The organism is Streptomyces sp. NPDC033845 (genome assembly GCF_055576225.1).
In genome coordinates this window covers 67,034-85,694 of record NZ_JBVIRI010000003.1, presented here as the reverse complement: position 1 = coordinate 85,694, position 18,661 = coordinate 67,034, and the positions used below count along the sequence as shown (strand labels likewise).

Below are 18,661 nucleotides of genomic sequence, written 5' to 3'. Positions count from 1 at the left end.
CGGGTACGCGGACACGCGCGCGGAGATCGCGGACGCGCGGAAACGCGGCGCAGCGCGCGGACACGCGGCGCAGAACACCTAAGGAGACGTGCGAGATGCAGGGCAACGGCTGGCCCGCCAACGAGCTGGAGCGGGTGCTCGGCGCCTTCCTCGGCCACCCCGAGGCCGGCGGCCGCATCCTCCGGACACTGGCCCGCAGCGAGCTCTGGGTCCCGCTGCCCGAGGGCGGCGCCCCCGACAGCGCCTCCCTCCGGCTGCCCACCATGGAGATCGGCGGCGACGCCTACGTCCCGGTCTACAGCTCCGAGGCCCAGTTCCTGGCCTGCGTCGGCCCCGGCATGGACTTCGCCGTGGTCCCCGCCGTGGAGTTCGCCCGCGGGCTCCCCCCGCAGATCGGGGTCGCCGTGAACCCGGAGGGCGCCGTCGGCGTCCCGCTGCCGCCGCCCGCCGTGGCCGAACTGTGCCGGTCCGGCGGCAGCGAACTCGACGGCCCGGCCTCCGGCGGCCGGGTCCGGCTCTTCGAGCCGGACTGGCAGGACGACCCGGTGGACTTCCTGACCGCCGCCGCCGAGGAGTTCCGCGCCATCGGCGTGGTCGCCGCCGCGCACCGCTGCCTGGCCAGCGTGGAGGGCGGGGCCCCCGAGCTGTGGATCGGTGTCCGCCTGCTGGGACAGCTGACCGAGCACCGGGACGCCCCGATGGACGCCCTGGCCCGCGCCCTCAACCGGGTCCAGCCGCCCTGGCCCGTCCACCTGATCCTGCTGGACGCCACCGACGATCCCGTGGCCGACCACATCCGTGAGCGCGTGCACCCGTTCTACGTGGGCTAGGGCGGGTCTCACGGACCGGGCCGGGCGCCCCGTAAGCTGTTTTCATTTCCGGGCGGAGCGTCCGGGCCGGACGACGGGCGGACGAAAAGAGGGGTACCGGGTGAGTGCGTCAGGCACGGCCGCGGCCGGGCAGGTCGAGCACATGCTGCGGCAGGTGGCTCCCGGGCGCTACGACGGCTACGAGTCACTGCTGCGCGCCCTCGCCGAGGGCCGCGTCTGGATGCTGCTCTGGCAGGGGCAGCCCGGATCACCGGACGGCCAGTACGGCGGCATGGAGGTCGACGGGCTCGGCTACGCGCCCTGTGTCACCTCCCCGCAGGAGCTGGCCGCCAGCGGCTGGAACCGCGGCTACGAGGTGGTCACCGGCCGCGATGTCGCCCGGGCCCTCTACCCCGACCGCTGGGGCCTGTGGCTGAATCCGCACGAGACCGGCGGCGGCCTCGGCATCCCCTGGGCGGACCTGCGCCGGGTGGCCACCGGGCTGGACCGGATGCCGGCCGGCCCGCTGCGGCTCTCCGAGCCCGCGCTGGAGCTTCCGCAGTTCTACGGGCTGCTGACCCAGCACGCGCACCGCACCCCGGCCGTCCGCTCGCTCCGCCGCGCCTGGGTGCAGCCCGCGCTGGGACTGCCGTACCTCGCGGTGGGGCTCGACCTCTACGACGCCTCCCCGACCGCGCTGGAGTCGGTGCGCGAGATGATGCGCCAGTCCGTCGGGGCGGTCCCCGAGGGCGTGCCGGTGTGCACGGTGGCGCTGGCCGACGAACACGACCCGGTCGCCATGTGGCTGAGGGCCCGTGCCCGGCCCTTCTACGACCGTGAGGCGCACGCGCCCACCTACTGAGACATCCCGCCGGGCCGCACGGAACAGACCGTTCTGTGCGGCCTTTGCCATGCCTCGGCCCTTGTCCGGATTTGGCCGGTGCCGCATGCCCAAGTAGCGCACCGGAAGGGGCTGTTGGGGCTGATGTCCGATTGCGTACCGAACGGACGGTCTTGCTCCGCTCAGACGTGAGCGAAGTCCGGATAACGGGAATCGGACCGTCACATCACGGTTGCGCATCCTTTCATCTGCGGGTCTGGCGGCTGATCGAGCGGCCGATGAAGACTCCCCCACCAAGAGCCGATCAGTCCTCCCGATCTCCGGCTCGTCAAAGGAATTTCTCAGCGCCACTCCGCACCAACGCCGCCACAGCGGCGGGCATGGGCCGGCCCACCCGTCGGCCGAGAGGGGTCCCCACCACGATGACGGCACCACTGCACGACACGAGCGCGGAACAAGCCCCCGCGGCCGTTGCCGTAGCCGACGTCCCCGCGAAGGCCATCGAAGGCCGCTCTCCGGGCCAGATCGCCTGGATGCGCCTGAAGCGCGACAAGATCGCGCTGACCGGCGGCATCGTCGTGATCCTCCTGATCCTGGTCGCGGTGTTCGCCCCGCAGATCGTGAGCCTGCTGGGCCACCCGCCCAACGAGTTCCACGAGGACATGCTGGACCCGGAGTTCGGGACGCCGGTCGGTTCGTTCGGCGGGATGAGCTCCGACTTCCTGCTGGGCGTCGAACCCACCAACGGGCGCGACGTGTTCAGCCGGATCGTCTACGGCGCCCGGATCTCGCTGACCGTGGCCTTCCTCGCGGCCTTCGTCTCCGTGGTCATCGGCAGCCTGCTGGGCGCCCTGGCGGGCTTCCTCGGCGGCTGGGTCGACGCGCTGATCAGCCGCCTGATGGACCTGCTGCTGGCCTTCCCGCAGCTGCTGTTCACCATCGCCCTGGTCTCGGTGGTCCCGAACTCCGTCTGGGGGTTCGAGGGCACCGGGGTCCGGATGGGCGTACTCGTCCTCGTCATCGGCTTCTTCGGCTGGCCGTACATCGGACGCATCGTCCGGGGCCAGACGATCTCGATGCGGGAGCGCGAGTACGTGGAGGCGGCGCGCAGCCTCGGAGCGGGCCGCGGCTACATCCTGATCAAGGAGCTGCTGCCCAACCTGATCGCCCCGATCCTGGTCTACGCGACCCTGATCATCCCGACCAACATCCTGACGGAGGCGGCGCTCAGCTTCCTCGGCGCCGGCGTGAAACCGCCCACGGCGTCCTGGGGAAAGATGCTGTCCGACGCCGTCCCCATCTACCAGGACGCACCGATGTTCATGGTCGTCCCCGGTCTCGCGATCTTCATCACTGTCCTGGCGTTCAACCTCTTCGGGGACGGGCTGCGCGACGCACTCGACCCCAAGGGCAGCTGAACCGCTTCAACGATTCACCCATTCCTGGAGGTTGGACACATCGTGATCCGCAGAAAGCAGGCCCTCGCGATCACCGCCGTGATCGCCGCCCTGTCGCTGACCGCCGCGTGCGGGGGCGACGACGGCAAGGACAAGAGCGGCTCGGAGAGCAGCGCTCCGGGCGGCGCCGGTTTCGACGCCGCGACCAAGGGTGTCGTCAACGCGTCCGACAAGAAGGGCGGGGAGCTCAAGCTCTGGTCCCCGCAGGACGTCGACTACCTCGACCCGGCGCGCGCCTACTACGGCTTCGTGTGGAACATGCAGCGCCTGTACGTGCGCCAGCTGCTGGCCTACGACAGCAAGCCGGGCAAGGACGGCACCAAGCTGGTCCCGGACCTCGCCGAGGCCCTGCCGGTCATCAGCAACGACGGCAAGACCTACACGCTGAAGCTCAAGGACGGCGTGAAGTTCGAGGACGGCACCCCCGTCACCTCCAAGGACATCAAGTACGGCATCGAGCGCGTCTTCGCGCAGGACGTGCTGTCCGGCGGTCCGACCTACCTGATCGACATCCTCGACCAGGGCCAGAAGTACCCCGGCCCGTACAAGGACACCGACCCCAACAAGATGGGTCTGAAGTCGGTCCAGACGCCGGACGACAAGACGATCGTCTTCAACCTGGCCTCCGCCAACTCGGACTTCAGCTACCTGCTGGCGATGCCGTCCTCCTCGCCGGTCCCGGCGGGCAAGGACACCGGCGCCAAGTACACCAACAAGCCGTTCTCCACGGGCCCGTACAAGGTGGAGAGCTTCACCGCCGGCAAGGGCGCCACCTTCGTCCGGAACGAGCACTGGGACCCGAAGACCGACACGATCCGCAAGGGTCTGCCGGACAAGGTCTCCTTCACGGTGACCACCAACGCCGAGGACATGGACCAGCGCCTGCTCAACGGTGACATCGACCTCGCGGTCGACGGCACCGGTCTGCTCCAGGCCGCGAAGAACAAGGTCCTCAAGGACTCCAAGCTCAAGGCGAACGCGGACAACCCGTTCACGGGCTACATCCGCTACATGGTGTTCCCGCAGAAGGTCGCCCCCTTCGACAACATCGAGTGCCGCAAGGCCGTCATCTACGCGGCCGACCCGAAGTCCCTCCAGACCGCCCGCGGCGGCCCGACCAGCGGTGACCTCGGCGCCAACATGCTGCCGCCCGGCATCCCCGGCTCCGACAAGTCCTACGACCCGTTCGGTCTGACCGGCGGCAAGCCGCAGATCGACAAGGCCAAGGCGGCCCTCCAGGCCTGTGGCAAGCCCGACGGGTTCGAGACCACCATCGCGGTCCGCAACAACCGCGCCGCCGAGGTCAAGACCGCCGAGTCGCTCCAGGAAGCCCTCTCCAAGGTCGGCATCAAGGCCAAGATCGACCAGTACGACGGCAAGCTCTCCTCCTCCACGATCGGTTCGCCCGAGAACGTGAAGAAGAAGGGCTACGGCATCATCGTCATGGGCTGGGGCGCCGACTACAACTCCGGTTCCGGCTTCCTCCAGCCGCTGGTGGACGGCTCGTTCATCCTCCCGAACGGCAACAACAACTACGCCGAGCTGAACGACGCCGAGATCAACAAGCTCTTCGACGACGCCGCCGCGGCGAAGACCCCCGAAGAGGCGGCGCCGTTCTACACGGACATCAACAAGAAGGTGATGGAGAAGGCCCTGTACCTCCCCATCAACTTCGACAAGGCCTTCGTCTACCACAACCCGCGTCTGACGAACGTCTACTTCAACGAGTCCATGGGCAAGATCGACCTCGCCACGGTGGGCGTCGTCAAGTAACAGTCAGCTACGTGCCTTCACCGCACATGCGCTAGTCCGAAGGGCAGGTGAAGGCCGCAGGCGGCGGCTGCCGTCCCCACAAGGGGCGGCGGCCGCCGGCCCTGGCGGCCGACTGCAGTGCTCGTCTACCTCATCCGGCGACTGTTCAACGTCGTCGCCACGCTGCTGGTGGTCTCCGTGGTCACCTTCGGCATCTTCTTCGCGGTGCCGAAGATCACCGGGTCCGATCCCGCGCTGATGTACGCCGGCCGCGAGACCAATGAGACCGCCCTGGCGGGCATCCGCGTGAAGATGGGCTTCGACAAGCCGATCTCCGAGCAGTACTTGCTCTTCCTCAAGGGCATCGTCGCGGGCCGCGACTACGACGCCGGCACCGAGATGACGCACTGCCCGGCCCCGTGCTTCGGCTACTCCTTCAAGAGCGAGACCCCGGTCTTCGACATGATGCTGGACCGGATCCCGGTCACGGTCTCGCTCGCACTGGGCGCCGCCGTGATCTGGGTGGTGGCCGGTGTGCTCACCGGTGTGGTCTCGGCGCTCAAGAGACGCACCGCCGTCGACCGGACCGTGATGGTGGGTGCCCTCGCCGGGGTGTCCCTGCCGATCTTCTTCACCGGCATGCTCGCCCCGGCCATCCTGGTCTACGGGCTGGGCTGGCTGGACGTCTCCAACTACAAACCGCTGACCGAGGATCCCGGGGCCTGGCTGAACAGCATGATCCTGCCCTGGGTCACCCTGGCCTTCCTCTTCGCCGCCACCTACGCCCGCATCACCCGGGCCACCATGCTCGAAGTGATGGGCGAGGACTACATCCGCACCGCCCGCGCCAAGGGACTCACCGAGCGCGTGGTCATCCGCAAGCACGCCCTGCGCTCCACCCTCACCCCGCTGGTCACCATGTTCGGCCTGGACTTCGGCGGCCTGCTCGGCGGCGCGGTGCTGACCGAGACCACCTTCAACTTCCAGGGCCTCGGCACGGCGGCCGTCGGCGCCATCCGGGACGGCGACCTGCCCGTGATCATGGGCGTGACCCTGATCGCGGCACTGTTCGTGGTCCTGGCGAACCTGGTCGTGGACATGCTGTACGTCGTCATCGACCCGCGCGTGAGGCTGACGTGACCGAGACCCCCACCCCCCTGGTGCCCCAGCAGTCGGGCCCGCGCGGCGAGGCCTTCCTCTCCGTCCGCGACCTCAAGGTGCACTTCCCGACCGACGACGGCATCGTCAAGTCCGTCGACGGGCTCTCCTTCGACCTGGAGCGGGGCAAGACCCTCGGCATCGTCGGCGAGTCCGGCTCCGGCAAGTCCGTCACCTCGCTGGCCCTCATGGGCCTGCACCGCACCGGGCACTCCCGCAGCCGCCCCGCCATCGAGGGCGAGGTCTGGCTCGACGGCGAGGAACTGCTGCGCGCCGGAGCGGACGAGGTGCGCCGGCTGCGCGGCCGCAAGATGGCCATGGTCTTCCAGGACCCGCTCAGCGCCATGCACCCGTACTACACGGTCGGCAAGCAGATCGTCGAGGCCTACCGCACCCACCACGACGTCGACAAGAAGACGGCCCGCACCCGGGCCGTCGAGATGCTCGACCGGGTCGGCATCCCCGAACCGCACCGGCGGGTCGACGCCTACCCGCACGAGTTCTCCGGCGGTATGCGCCAGCGCGCCATGATCGCGATGGCCCTGGTCAACAACCCCGAGCTGCTGATCGCGGACGAGCCGACGACCGCCCTGGACGTCACCGTCCAGGCGCAGATCCTGGACCTGATCCGCGACCTCCAGAAGGAGTTCGGCTCCGCGGTCATCATGATCACCCACGACCTCGGCGTGGTCGCCGAGATGGCCGACGACATCCTGGTGATGTACGGCGGCCGGTGCGTCGAGCGCGGCACCGCCGAGAAGGTCTTCTACGAGCCCCGCCACCCCTACACCTGGGGACTGCTCGGCTCCATGCCGCGCATCGACCGCGACCAGACCGAGCGGCTGATCCCGGTCAAGGGCTCCCCGCCCAGCCTGATCAACATCCCGAGCGGCTGCGCCTTCCACCCGCGCTGCCCGTTCGCCGACGTCCCCAAGGACAACCTGACCCGGACCGTCCGTCCGGAGCTCGCCACCGCCGACGGTGAACGGCACTGGTCCGCCTGCCACATGACGCAGGAGGAGCGGACCCGGATCTGGACCGAAGAGATTGCGCCGAAGCTGTGACCGACATCAAGAAAGCGGGCGCGCCCACGCTTCCGGAGGAGGCCTCGGCGGCCCCGGACACCCTGCTGAGGGTCACCGGCCTGGTCAAGCACTTCCCCATCAACAAGGGGCTGCTCCGCCGGCAGGTCGGTGCCGTCAAGGCGGTCGACGGGATCGACTTCGACGTGCGCCGCGGGGAGACCCTCGGAGTGGTCGGCGAGTCCGGCTGCGGCAAGTCCACCATGGGCCGGCTGATCACCCGGCTGCTGGAGCCCACCGGCGGCACCGTGGAGTTCGAGGGCCGGGACATCACCCACCTCGGGGTCTCCGGGATGCGGCCGCTGCGCCGCGACGTGCAGATGATCTTCCAGGACCCGTACGGCTCGCTGAACCCGCGCCACACGGTCGGTGCGATCGTCTCCGCCCCCTTCAGGCTCCAGGGGGTCACCCCGGAGGGCGGGATCAAGGCCGAGGTGCAGCGGCTGCTGTCCCTGGTGGGCCTGAACCCCGAGCACTACAACCGCTACCCGCACGAGTTCTCCGGCGGTCAGCGGCAGCGCATCGGGATCGCCCGGGCGCTGGCGCTCAAGCCCAAGCTGGTGGTGGCCGACGAGCCGGTGTCCGCGCTGGACGTGTCGATCCAGGCGCAGGTGGTGAACCTGCTGGACGACCTCCAGGACGAGCTCGGCCTCACCTATGTGATCATCGCGCACGACCTGTCGGTGATCCGGCACGTGTCGGACCGGATCGCGGTGATGTACCTCGGCAAGATCGTCGAGCTGACCGACCGCAAGTCCCTGTACGAGGCGCCGATGCACCCGTACACCAAGGCGCTGCTGTCGGCGGTGCCGGTCCCGGACCCGCGCCGGCGCGGCGCCAAGAGCGGCCGCATCCTGCTCAAGGGCGACGTGCCCTCGCCGATCGCCCCGCCGAGCGGCTGCCGGTTCCACACCCGGTGCTGGAAGGCCACCCAGGTCTGCACCACCCAGGAGCCCCCGCTGATCGCCCTGAAGACGGGCCACCAGGTGGCCTGCCACCACCCGGAGAACGGCCCCGACCAGGTCCCCTCGGACCCGCCCCTCGCGGGCACCCCGGAGCCCCCGGCCGACGCGTAGGCGGTCCCGCGCCCGCGCCCGGACCCCCGACCGGGGGCCCGGGCGCGGGCGCCCGGTGGCCGTCGCCCGGCCCGCCGCCAGGCGAAAGGCACAATGGGCCGGTGCTGTTCCACGATCTCTTCCCGCCCGGCGTCCAGCACGCACTGGACCTCGCGGGCATCTTCGTCTTCGCCACCGCCGGCGCCCTGCTCGCCGTCCGCAAGAACTTCGACGTCTTCGGGATCGCGGTGCTCGCCCTGGTCACCGCGCTGGGCGGCGGGCTGTTCCGGGACCTGGTCATCGGCGCGGTCCCGCCGGCCGCCTTCGGCGAGCTGAGCTTCTTCGTCACCCCGCTGGTCGCCGCCGGGCTGGTCTTCTTCCTCCACCCCGAGGTGAAGCGGATCAACCGGGCCATCAACGTGTTCGACGCGGCCGGCCTCGGCCTGTTCTGCGTGACCGGCACCACCAAGGCCTACGAGTACGGGCTCGGCCTGACCGCCTCCGCCGCGCTCGGGGTGATGACCGCCGTGGGCGGCGGTGTGCTGCGGGACGTGCTGGTCAACGAGGTGCCCTCGCTGCTCCGGGACCGGGAGATGTACGCGGTGCCCGCCCTGGTCGGCGCCACCGTGGTCGCGCTGTGCATCAAGTACGACACCCTCAACGCCCTCACCAGCGGTTTCGCGATCGTGCTCACCTTCGTGCTGCGGCTGATGGCCATCCACTGGCACTGGCGCGCCCCGCTGGCCTGGAACCGCCGCTCCTCGGTCTCCGAATCCCAGGAGGTTCCCTAGCCGGCCGACGGGAAAAGCTACCGCTTAGTAGCACCCGGGTGTACCTTCCTAGACATGTCATACGCAGCGGCCCAGGCATCCATCGGCGACAGCGAGTTCGACCGCGACACCACCGTCACCCCCCGTCCGGGGACGCCCGGGGTCTACGACGCGGAGCTCTCCGCCGGATGGACGATCATCACCGCGGTCAACGGCGGATACCTGCTGGCCCTGCTCGGCCGCGCCCTGTCGCACGCGCTGCCGCACCCCGACCCCTTCACCGTCTCCGCGCACTACCTGAGCGCCTCCGTGCCCGGCCCCGCGGTGATCCGCACCGAGCTGGTCCGGGCCGGCCGCACCCTCTCCACCGGCCAGGCCTCGCTGTTCCAGTACGACCCGGCCACCGGCGCCGAGATCGAGCGGATCCGGGTCCTCGCCTCCTACGGGGACCTCGACTCCCTGTCCGAGGAGGTCCGCACCACCGCCCGCCCGCCGGCCATCCCCCCGTACGCCGACTGCCTCGGCGCGGAGGCCGGCCCGGCCCCGATCCCCGGCAGCTCCGACATCGTGGACCGGCTGCGGCTCCGGCTGGACCCGGCCACCGCCGGCTGGGCCGTCGGCGCCCCCTCCGGCAAGGGCGAGATGCGGGCCTGGTTCGAGCTCGCCGACGGCCGGGACGCGGACCCGGTGTCCCTGCTGCTGGTGGTCGACGCCCTGCCGCCCACCTCCTTCGACCTGGGCCTGCTCGGCTGGACCCCGACCGTGGAGCTCACCACCCACGTCCGCTGCCGGCCCGCCCCCGGCCCGCTGCGGGTCTCCATCACCACCCGCAACCTGGCCGGCGGCTTCCTGGAGGAGGACGCCGAGGTGTGGGACTCCGCCGACCGGCTGGTCGCCCAGTCCCGCCAACTGGCGCGCGCCCCGCGCACCTGAGGGCCCGGCCCGTACCGGGTCGTGGGACGAAGCCCCGGCGGGGTACGGGCCCGCCGGGCGCGACCGTAGAATCGGGGGATCATGGCCTACCTCGACCACGCCGCGACCACCCCGATGCTGCCGGAGGCGGCCGCCGCGATGACCGCCCAGTTCGGCATCACCGGCAACGCCTCCGCCCTGCACGCCGCCGGCCGCCGGGCCCGCCGGACCGTCGAGGAGGCCCGCGAGGCACTCGCCGAAGCCCTCGGCGCCCGGCCCAGCGAGGTGGTGTTCACCGCCGGCGGCACCGAGGCCGACAACCTCGCCGTCAAGGGCCTCTACTGGGCCCGGCGGGACGCCGATCCGGCCCGCACCCGGGTGCTGGCCAGCCCGGTCGAGCACCACGCGGTGCTCGACGCGGTGCACTGGCTCGCCGAGCACGAGGGCGCCACCGTCGAGTACCTGCCCGTGGACGCCCACGGCCGGGTCTCCCCGGAGGTCTTCCGGGACGCCGTCGAACGCAACCCGGACGATGTCGCCCTGGCGACCGTGATGTGGGCCAACAACGAGATCGGCACGGTCCTCCCGGTCGCCGCCCTCGCCGGGGTGGCCCGGGAGTTCGGCATCCCGCTGCACTCCGACGCCGTCCAGGCCGTCGGCCAGCTCGACGTCCGGTTCGGGGACAGCGGGCTCGCCGCGATGACCCTCAGCGGCCACAAGATCGGCGGCCCCTACGGCATCGGCGCCCTGCTGCTCGGCCGCGACCAGACCCCCGTGCCCGTACTGCACGGCGGCGGCCAGGAACGGCACGTCCGCTCCGGCACCCTGGACGTGCCCGCCATCGCCGCCTTCGCGGTCGCCGCCACCCTCGCCGCGGAGCGCCGGGAGGCCTTCGCCCGGGAGGTCGGCGCCCTCCGCGACACCCTGGTGGCCGCGGTCCGCGCGGCCGTCCCGGACGCCGTCCTCGGCGGCGACCCGGTGGACCGGCTGCCCGCCAACGCGCACTTCAGCTTCCCCGGCTGCGAGGGCGACTCCCTGCTGCTGCTGCTCGACGCCCAGGGCATCGCCTGCTCCACCGGCTCCGCCTGCACCGCGGGCATCGCCCAGCCCAGCCATGTCCTGCTGGCCACCGGCACCGATCCGGACCTGGCCCGCGGCACCCTCCGCTTCTCGCTGGGCCACACCTCCACCGCGGAGGACGTGGCCGCGCTGGCCGCCGCCATCGGCCCGGCCGTCGCCCGGGCCCGCACCGCCGGCCTCAGCTAGGCCGGATCAGCCGGCCGCCGTCGGCGGCTTGGCGAGCTCGGCGCGGACCAGGGCCAGATAGCGGTCCCAGTCCCAGTGCGGGCCGGGGTCGGTGTGGTCGGCGCCCGGCACCTCGGAATGGCCCACGATGTGCTTCCGGTCCGCCGGGAAGTCGTACCGCCGGCAGATGTCCGCGGCCAGCCGCGCCGAGGCCGCGTACATCGCGGTGGTGAAGTCCTTGGGGCGGTGCACGAAGCCGACGTGCTCGATGCCCACGCTGCGCTCGTTCATCGAGCGGTTGCCCGCGTGGAAGGCCACGTCCAGCTCGCGCACCATCTGCTCCACATGGCCGTCCCCGCGCACGATGTAGTGCGCCGACGCCTTGTGCCAGGGGTTCCGGAAGGCGTCCACCGAGGACTTGAAGCCGCCCTGGGTGACATGCACCACGATCCGGTCCACCCGGTAGTCGTCGGGGCGGTCCGCCAGCCGCCAGTTCGCCGGGGAGGCGGCCGTCCACCCCGCGCCCGCGTGGTCGAGCTCGCCCTCCTTGCGCGGTTTGGACACCCCGGGCAGCAGCCAGTAACCGCGCTCGATCTCCTCCCGCTTCGCCAGCGCCGCCGCACCCAGCAGCCCCAGCCCGCCCAGCAGCACCACACGCCTGGTCGTCCGCGACCCCGTGCGGTCCTTGGCGTCCTTGCCGTCCCTGCCGGCCCTGCGGTCCACGCCCACCACCCCCGTCCTCCGGAGGAACGCGCTGGGACCCCCGCGCGGTTCCCCGTACCCTGGACGGTGCTATGACTGAGAACCTGCCGCCCCGCTCCCGTCCGCTGCGCGTCCTGGCCGCCATGTCCGGCGGTGTGGACTCCGCCGTCGCCGCCGCCCGCGCCGTCGAAGCCGGGCACGAGGTGACCGGCGTCCACCTCGCGCTCTCCGCGAACCCGCAGTCCTTCCGGACCGGGGCCCGCGGCTGCTGCACCATCGAGGACTCCCGGGACGCCCGGCGGGCCGCCGACGTCATCGGGATCCCCTTCTACTGCTGGGACCTGGCCGAACGCTTCCGCGAGGACGTGGTCGAGGACTTCATCGCCGAGTACGAGGCCGGCCGCACCCCGAACCCCTGCCTGCGCTGCAACGAGAAGATCAAGTTCGCGGCGCTGCTCGACAAGGCCCTGGCCCTCGGCTTCGACGCCGTCTGCACCGGCCACTACGCCACGGTGGTGCTCAACGAGGACGGCTCCCGGGAGCTGCACCGCGCCTCCGACATGGCCAAGGACCAGTCGTACGTGCTGGGCGTGCTCGACGACCGGCAGCTGGCCCACGCCCTGTTCCCGCTCGGCGACACGGTCACCACCAAGGACGAGATCCGGGCCGAGGCCGAGCGCCGCGGGCTGGCCGTGGCCAAGAAGCCCGACAGCCACGACATCTGCTTCATCGCCGACGGCGACACCCAGGGCTTCCTGGCCGGCCGCCTCGGCAAGGCCGAGGGCGACATCGTGGACGAGGCCGGCACGAAGGTGGGCACCCACGAGGGCGCCTTCGGCTTCACCATCGGCCAGCGCAAGGGCCTGCGGATCGGCCACCCGGCCGCCGACGGCAAGCCGCGCTACGTGCTGGACATCTCCCCGGTGGACAACACCGTGACCGTGGGCCCGGTGGAGGCCCTGGACGTCACCGCGCTCACCGCGATCCGCCCCCGCTGGTGCGGCAACCCGCCCGCCGACGGCCCGGCCGGCTACACCGCCCAGCTGCGCGCCCACGGCGGCGAGACCGAGGTGTCGGCGGAGCTGGTCGACGGCGAGCTGCGGGTGGTCTTCGCCGAGCCGGTGCGCGGGGTCGCCCCGGGCCAGGCGATCGTCCTCTACGACGGCACCCGGGTGGTCGGCTCCGCCACCATCGCCACCACCACCCGGGCCCGGACCGCCGCCGTCTGACCGGCGGCGGTCACGGCGGCGGCCGCGGGTCCGCCCGTCAGGCCACCGTCAGGACGATCTTGCCGGTGGTGCGGCCGGTCTCGCCGAGCTCGTGCGCGCGGGCCGCCTCGGCCAGCGGCAGGACCGTCTCCACCACCGGCTTCAGCCGGCCCGCGGCCACCAGCGCGGCGATCTCCCGCAGACCCGCCTGGTCGGGCTCCACCAGCATCCACTCGGCGTGTACGGCGCCCGGCTCGGCCGGGACGTCGTCCGGTCCGGGCAGGGTGATGAGCCGGCCGCCGTCCCGCAGCACCTTCAGCGAGCGCTCGGCGGTCTCCCCGCCCAGCCCGTCCAGCACCACGTCCACCCCGGTGACCGCGTCCTCGAACCGCACCGCCCGGTAGTCCACGACCTCGTCCGCGCCCAGCGAGCGGACGAGGTCGTGCTTGGCCGCGCTGGCGGTGCCGATCACGTACGCCCCGCGGGCCTTGGCGATCTGCACCGCGAGGTGGCCGACCCCGCCGGCCGCCGCGTGCACCAGCACCCGGTCCCCGGGCCCGACCCCGGCCGTGTCCACCAGGGCCTGCCAGGCGGTGAGGGCGGCCAGCGGCAGCGCCGCGGCCTCCTCGTGGGTCAGCGACTCCGGCCTGGCCGCCAGCTGCCGGGCCGGGGCCACCACGTACTCGGCGTAGCCGCCGGCCTGGCGCGGGAACAGCGGCATCCCGAAGACCTCGTCACCGGGCCGGAAGGCCGTCACCCCGGGCCCGGCCGCCTCCACCGTGCCCGAGACGTCCCAGCCCACCATCGGGACCGCGCCCCATGCGATCAGCCCGCCGCTCTGCCGGGTCTTCCAGTCCACCGGGTTGACCCCGGCCGCCCGGACCCGGACCAGGACCTCGCCGAGACCGGGCTCGGGGCGCTCCAGCTCCCGCTCGACCAGGTTCTCCGCCCCGCCCCACTGCTCCACGACCACCGCGCGCATGCCGTCCGCCTCATTCCGTCTCGATCACCGGGGCGCCGGACCTCCCGGCGCCGCGTTCCTCACTCTGCGGGACCGGTCCCGCCTCCGGTGTTGGCCGTCCGGCCACCCTGTGACAGGATCTGGCCATGGACATTTCGCACCGTACGGGGGCGGAGGCCGCGCCGGCCGACCGGCGGCACCGGATCGCGGTGCTCGCCCTGCCCGGGGTCCCGCCCTTCGAGCTGGGCATCCCCTCCCGGGTCTTCGGCAGCGCCGTGGACGAGGCCGGACAGCCGTTCTACGAGGTGGCCGTCTGCACCGCCGACGGCCGCCCGGTGCTCAGCGACGCCGGGTTCCACGTCCAGCCCGCGGCCGGCCCCGAGGCCCTCGCCGCCGCCGACACCGTGATCGTGCCGCCCACCCACGCCATGCCCGAGCTCACCGAGGGCGGGCCGCTGCCCGCGGCCGTCTCCGCCGCCATCGCCGCCATCCGCCCCGGCACCCGGCTGGTCTCCATCTGCACCGGCTCCTACGTGCTCGCCGCCGCCGGACTCCTCGACGGCCGCCCCGCCACCACCCACTGGAACCTGGCACCCGAGTTCCGCCGCGCCTACCCCCGGGTCCGGCTCGACGAGGAGGTGCTGTTCGTGGACGACGGGGACGTCCTCACCTCGGCCGGGGTGGCCGCCGGAGTGGACCTCTGCCTCCACATGATCCGCCGCGACCACGGCAGCGCGGTCGCCAACCGGGCCGCCCGGATGTGCGTGGTCCCGCCCTGGCGGGACGGCGGCCAGGCCCAGTACATCGACCGCCCGGTCCCCGAATCCACCGTCGCCAGCACCACCGCCACCCGCGCCTGGGCGCTGGAGCGGCTCGGCGAACCGCTCTCGCTGGCCGAGCTCGCCGACCACGCCCGGATGAGCCTGCGGACCTTCACCCGCCGGTTCCGCGACGAGGTCGGCAAGACCCCCGTGCAGTGGCTCACCGCCCAGCGACTGGACCTCGCCCGGCAGTTGCTGGAGACCAGTGACCTTCCGGTCGATCTGGTGGCCCACCGGGCCGGATTCGGTTCCGCGAATTCCCTCCGCGCCCACATGCGCGCCGCGTACGGGGTCTCGCCGATCGCCTACCGGCACACCTTCCGGCCCGCCGACCCCGCTGCGGATCAGGCCAACTCCCTGGCCGAGAGCCGCCGTTGATCACACCTCGGACCCCGGGTGATACTGCGGGCCCCGCGGCACGAGATCCGTGGCGCGGGCGCTCCGCACTCATCCAGGGGGAATCGACGTGCGTTCACACCGCAACCGGCGGACGGGGGCGGCCGCTCTGGCCGCCACCGCCGCCATCGCGCTCGCGGCGGGCCTCACCACGCCCGCCGGGGCCGCGCCCGGAGCCGCCGGCGGCTCCACACCGTTCGCAGCCGCCAAGCAGGACCGGCCCGCGAAGGGCACCACCCGCATCACCCTGATCACCGGCGACCGGGTCACCGTCGACGCCCAGGGCCGCCCGCTCGGATTCGAGCCGGCCGAGGGCCGCGAGAGGATACCCGTCTCGGTGCGCACCGTCCGGGGCCACACCAGCGTGGTGCCCTACGACGCCCGGCGCCTGATCGACTCCGGCCGGCTCGACCCCCGGCTGTTCGACCTCACCGAGCTCGCCCGCCCCGAGTACCGCACCGCCCGCGGCTCCTCGGCGGCCGGCGGACTCCAGCTGATCGTCCGCTACGAGGGCGGGACCGCGGCCGGCGCCAAGGCCGCCCTGCGGGCCGCCGGCGGACTCCGGGTGACCCGGACGTACGCCTTCCTCGGCGCCGAGGCCGTCACCGCGGGACCGGGCCGGGCCGCCGCCGTCTGGGACGCCCTCACCCGGGACGCGGGCGGCCCGGGCGGCCGGACCGCCGCCGCCGGGATCGCCACCGTGTGGCTGGACGGCGTCCGCACCGCCGACCTCGACAAGAGCGTCCGGCAGATCGGCGCCGACAAGGCCTGGCAGGCCGGCTACGACGGCACCGGCGTGAAGATCGCCGTGCTGGACACCGGGGTGGACGCCACCCACCCGGACCTCTCCGGGCAGGTGCTGGCCGCGAAGAACTTCTCCGCCGCCCCGGACGCCGTCGACCGCTACGGCCACGGCACCCATGTCGCCTCCATCGCCGCCGGCACCGGCGCCAAGTCGGGCGGCAGGCTCAAGGGGGTCGCCCCCGGAGCGAAGATCCTCAACGCCAAGGTGCTCGACGACGGCGGCTCCGGGGACGACTCCGGGATCCTGGCCGGCATGGAGTGGGCCGTCGCCCAGGGCGCCCAGGTGGTCAACCTCAGCCTCGGCGGCCCCGACGGACCCGAACTCGACCCGCTCGAAGCGGCCGTCAACAAGCTCTCCGCCGACAAGGGCGTGCTGTTCGCCATCTCGGCCGGCAACAGCGGCTACGCCGGACCCGGCAGCATCGGCTCCCCGGGCAGCGCCGAAGCGGCCCTGACCGTGGGCGCGGTCGACGACCGGGACGCCCTCGCCGACTTCTCCAGCATCGGCCCGCGCACCGGCGACGGCGCCGTCAAGCCCGATGTCACCGCCCCCGGCGTGGACATCACCGCGGCCGCCGCCCCCGGCAGCGTCATCGAACGCGAGGTCGGCCAGAACCCGCCCGGCTATCTGAGCATCTCCGGCACCTCCATGGCCGCCCCGCACGCCGCCGGCGCCGCCGCCCTCCTCAAGCAGCAGCACCCCAAGTGGACCGGCGCCCAGCTCAAGGGCGTGCTCACCGCCTCCACCAAGCCCGGCGCCTACACCGTGTTCCAGCAGGGCAGTGGCCGGATCGCCGTGGACCAGGCCCTCAAGCAGAACGTGATCGCCGAACCGGTCTCGCTGGCCTTCGCCGGCCAGCCCTGGCCGCACACCGACGACACCCCGCAGACCAGGAAGCTCTCCTACCGCAACCTCGGCACCGCCCCGGTCACCCTCGACCTGGCCGTCACCGCCACCGGCCCCGACGGCAAGCCCGCCCCGGCCGGCTTCCTCACCGCCGCCAAGCCCCGGCTGACCGTCCCGGCCGGCGGCACCGCCTCGGTGGACCTCACCGTGAACACCCGGCTCGGCGGCAAGGTCGACGGCACCTACTCCGGGTACGCCGTCGCCACCGGCGCCGGCCAGAGCGTCCGCACGGCCATCGCCGCCGAACGCGAGGTCGAGTCGTACAACCTGACGGTCAAGCACCTCGGCCGCGACGGCAAGCCGGCCACCACCTTCGGGACCACCGCCCTCGGCACCGCCGGCATCACGGCGGACAGGCGGTACACCTTCTCCGACGGCTCCGGCCCCGCCACCGTCCGCGTGCCCAAGGGCTCCTACCTGCTCGACGCCAACATCCTCGTCGACCCCGAGGACGTCACCCGGGGCGTCGACTGGATCGCCCGGCCCCGCCTGGACGTCACCGGCGACACCACCGTCACCGTCGACGCCCGCACCGCCCGCCCGGTGGACCTCACCGTGCCCTCCCGCACCGCCGTCTCCCAGTTCGCGGCTCCCTTCTACGAGGTGAAGGCCGGACCCAACAGCTTCTCCTTCGGCTGGTTCCTCGACTCCTACCAGGGGCTGCGCACCGCCCACAACGGTCCCGCCGCCGCCCCCGGCACCCTCGTCCAGACCTGGGACGGGCACTGGCTCGACGGCGCGGACCACGAGTACCACGTCACCCTCGGCGGACCCGTCACCCGCCTCGCCGCCGGCTACACCCGGCACCTGAAGGCCACCGAGCTGGCCACCGTCAAGGTCGGCCAGGGCGCCCCGGCCCCCGGCAAGAAGGGGGCCGTCACGGCCTACGGCTGGCTGCCCGGCGCCAGCTCGGCCACCGGCCTCAGCATCCAGCGCGACCTGCCGACCAGCACCACCCTGCACCTGTCCGCCGTCGGCGGAGCCCGCTGGGAGCTGTCCTTCGGCCAGACCGGAGGCGTGGACCAGGACGGCTGGCCGGTCGAGGAGAACTGGTACACGGCCGGCGCCCCCCGCGCCTACCAGGCCGGCAAGACCTACGGCGAGCGGTTCAACACCGGGGTCTTCGGACCGGCCGTGGACACCGGCGCCGAACTCGGGGTCTACCGCGAGGGCGACCTCCTCGGCGGCTCCGTGCCGCTGCTCGCCGACGGCCTCGGCCAGAACGGCGCCTCCTTCCTCGCCAAGGGCCACACCGTGCTCTACCGCAACGGCGTGGTCCTCGGCTCCCGGTCCGGCGACCTCCGCGAGGGCGACCCCTTCACCCTCCCCGCCGCCTCCGCCCAGTACAAGCTGGTGACCCGCACCGAGCAGCCCGCCGCGGTCTCCCGGGTCTCCTCCAAGGTCACCGCCACCTGGTGGTTCACCTCGGCGCGGACCGCGAAGGTCTCCGCGCTCCCGGTGTCCGCGGTCCGGTTCACCCCGGCACTGTCCCTCACCGGGACCTCCCCGGCGCTGCGCACCGTCCAGGTGCCCGTCACCGTCCAGGGCGCGGCCGCCGGAGGGAACCTGAAGTCGCTCACCGTCCAGGTCTCCTACGACGACGGCTACACCTGGAAGACCCTGCCCGTCACCGCGGGCAAGGTCGCTGTGAAGAACCCGGCGAAGAACGGCCACGTCTCGCTCCGCGGCACCGTGCTGGACAAGGCCGGCAACAAGTCCGAGGTGACCGTCCTGCGGGCCTACCTGGCCGGCTGACCAGCACCTCTCCGCCCGCCGGTCCG

At 72.6% G+C, this 18,661-nt stretch carries 15 protein-coding genes; 13 read left to right on the top strand and 2 right to left on the bottom strand.

From position 1 onward, the window contains the following. The first annotated feature begins 95 nt into the window (after nt 1-95). From ACZ50K_RS07430 to ACZ50K_RS07385, 10 genes are all read left to right on the top strand, one after another. On the top strand, nt 96-830 hold the full coding sequence (locus ACZ50K_RS07430; protein ID WP_468898690.1) for an enhanced serine sensitivity protein SseB: 735 nt from the start codon (nt 96-98) through the stop codon (nt 828-830). 100 nt (nt 831-930) lie between these two features. After that, nucleotides 931-1,671 carry an enhanced serine sensitivity protein SseB C-terminal domain-containing protein gene (locus ACZ50K_RS07425; protein WP_468898688.1) on the top strand — a complete coding sequence of 247 codons (741 nt, stop codon included), beginning with the start codon at nt 931-933 and terminating at the stop codon, nt 1,669-1,671. Between the two features lie 401 nt (nt 1,672-2,072). After that, nucleotides 2,073-3,068, top strand: coding sequence for an ABC transporter permease (locus ACZ50K_RS07420; RefSeq protein WP_468898686.1), 996 nt, complete (start codon nt 2,073-2,075; stop codon nt 3,066-3,068). Between the two features lie 42 nt (nt 3,069-3,110). Then, entirely contained in the window at nt 3,111-4,880 is a 1,770-nt protein-coding gene (locus ACZ50K_RS07415; protein WP_468898684.1) for an ABC transporter substrate-binding protein, read from the top strand. A gap of 117 nt (nt 4,881-4,997) precedes the next feature. Next, nucleotides 4,998-5,999: an ABC transporter permease gene (locus ACZ50K_RS07410; RefSeq protein WP_468898681.1), complete on the top strand. Its 1,002-nt coding sequence runs from the start codon at nt 4,998-5,000 to the stop codon at nt 5,997-5,999. Then, nucleotides 5,996-7,081, top strand: coding sequence for an ABC transporter ATP-binding protein (locus ACZ50K_RS07405; RefSeq protein ID WP_468898679.1), 1,086 nt, complete (start codon nt 5,996-5,998; stop codon nt 7,079-7,081). Before ACZ50K_RS07410 ends, ACZ50K_RS07405 begins: the two co-directional genes overlap by 4 nt. After that, on the top strand, nt 7,078-8,175 hold the full coding sequence (locus ACZ50K_RS07400; RefSeq protein WP_468898677.1) for an ABC transporter ATP-binding protein: 1,098 nt from the start codon (nt 7,078-7,080) through the stop codon (nt 8,173-8,175). The genes ACZ50K_RS07405 and ACZ50K_RS07400 overlap by 4 nt, the downstream gene beginning before the upstream one ends. A 104-nt stretch (nt 8,176-8,279) precedes the next feature. After that, complete coding sequence (locus tag ACZ50K_RS07395) at nt 8,280-8,945, top strand: trimeric intracellular cation channel family protein (RefSeq protein ID WP_468899855.1); 666 nt, start codon at nt 8,280-8,282, stop codon at nt 8,943-8,945. A gap of 54 nt (nt 8,946-8,999) precedes the next feature. Continuing rightward, nucleotides 9,000-9,857, top strand: a complete 858-nt coding sequence (locus tag ACZ50K_RS07390) for a thioesterase family protein (RefSeq protein ID WP_468898674.1) — start codon at nt 9,000-9,002, stop codon at nt 9,855-9,857. Nucleotides 9,858-9,938: 81 nt separating this feature from the next. Then, entirely contained in the window at nt 9,939-11,102 is a 1,164-nt protein-coding gene (locus ACZ50K_RS07385; protein ID WP_468898671.1) for a cysteine desulfurase family protein, read from the top strand. 6 nt (nt 11,103-11,108) lie between these two features. Here the strand turns inward: ACZ50K_RS07385 and ACZ50K_RS07380 are convergent, their stop codons facing one another. After that, the gene (locus tag ACZ50K_RS07380; RefSeq protein WP_468898668.1) at nt 11,109-11,804 is read right to left on the bottom strand and encodes an N-acetylmuramoyl-L-alanine amidase; all 696 of its coding nucleotides are present in this window, start codon (nt 11,802-11,804) and stop codon (nt 11,109-11,111) included. Nucleotides 11,805-11,875: 71 nt separating this feature from the next. Here ACZ50K_RS07380 and mnmA point away from each other — a divergent pair, with 71 nt between their 5' ends. Further along, a complete protein-coding gene (gene mnmA, locus ACZ50K_RS07375; protein ID WP_468898666.1) occupies nt 11,876-13,012 on the top strand; it encodes a tRNA 2-thiouridine(34) synthase MnmA in 1,137 nt (378 codons plus the stop codon). A 37-nt stretch (nt 13,013-13,049) separates the two neighbouring features. Here the strand turns inward: mnmA and ACZ50K_RS07370 are convergent, their stop codons facing one another. Beyond that, nucleotides 13,050-13,973 carry an NADP-dependent oxidoreductase gene (locus ACZ50K_RS07370; protein ID WP_468898663.1) on the bottom strand — a complete coding sequence of 308 codons (924 nt, stop codon included), beginning with the start codon at nt 13,971-13,973 and terminating at the stop codon, nt 13,050-13,052. Between the two features lie 125 nt (nt 13,974-14,098). On the opposite strand from ACZ50K_RS07370, the gene ACZ50K_RS07365 reads away from it, so the two are divergent. Continuing rightward, nucleotides 14,099-15,151 (top strand): GlxA family transcriptional regulator, encoded by a 1,053-nt coding sequence (locus ACZ50K_RS07365; RefSeq protein WP_468898660.1) that lies wholly within the window; start codon nt 14,099-14,101, stop codon nt 15,149-15,151. Nucleotides 15,152-15,239: 88 nt separating this feature from the next. Further along, on the top strand, nt 15,240-18,635 hold the full coding sequence (locus ACZ50K_RS07360) for a S8 family peptidase (RefSeq protein WP_468898657.1): 3,396 nt from the start codon (nt 15,240-15,242) through the stop codon (nt 18,633-18,635). Nucleotides 18,636-18,661 lie beyond the last annotated feature (26 nt).

Bases quoted from the DNA above. Each gene is read 5' to 3' on its own strand.
- ACZ50K_RS07430 (WP_468898690.1), top strand. From the start codon at position 96: ATGCAGGGCAACGGCTGGCCCGCCAACGAGCTGGAGCGGGTGCTCGGC.
- ACZ50K_RS07420 (WP_468898686.1), top strand. From the start codon at position 2,073: ATGACGGCACCACTGCACGACACGAGCGCGGAACAAGCCCCCGCGGCC.
- ACZ50K_RS07390 (WP_468898674.1), top strand. From the start codon at position 9,000: ATGTCATACGCAGCGGCCCAGGCATCCATCGGCGACAGCGAGTTCGAC.
- ACZ50K_RS07385 (WP_468898671.1), top strand. From the start codon at position 9,939: ATGGCCTACCTCGACCACGCCGCGACCACCCCGATGCTGCCGGAGGCG.
- mnmA (WP_468898666.1), top strand. From the start codon at position 11,876: ATGACTGAGAACCTGCCGCCCCGCTCCCGTCCGCTGCGCGTCCTGGCC.
- ACZ50K_RS07370 (WP_468898663.1), bottom strand. From the start codon at position 13,973: ATGCGCGCGGTGGTCGTGGAGCAGTGGGGCGGGGCGGAGAACCTGGTC.
- ACZ50K_RS07365 (WP_468898660.1), top strand. From the start codon at position 14,099: ATGGACATTTCGCACCGTACGGGGGCGGAGGCCGCGCCGGCCGACCGG.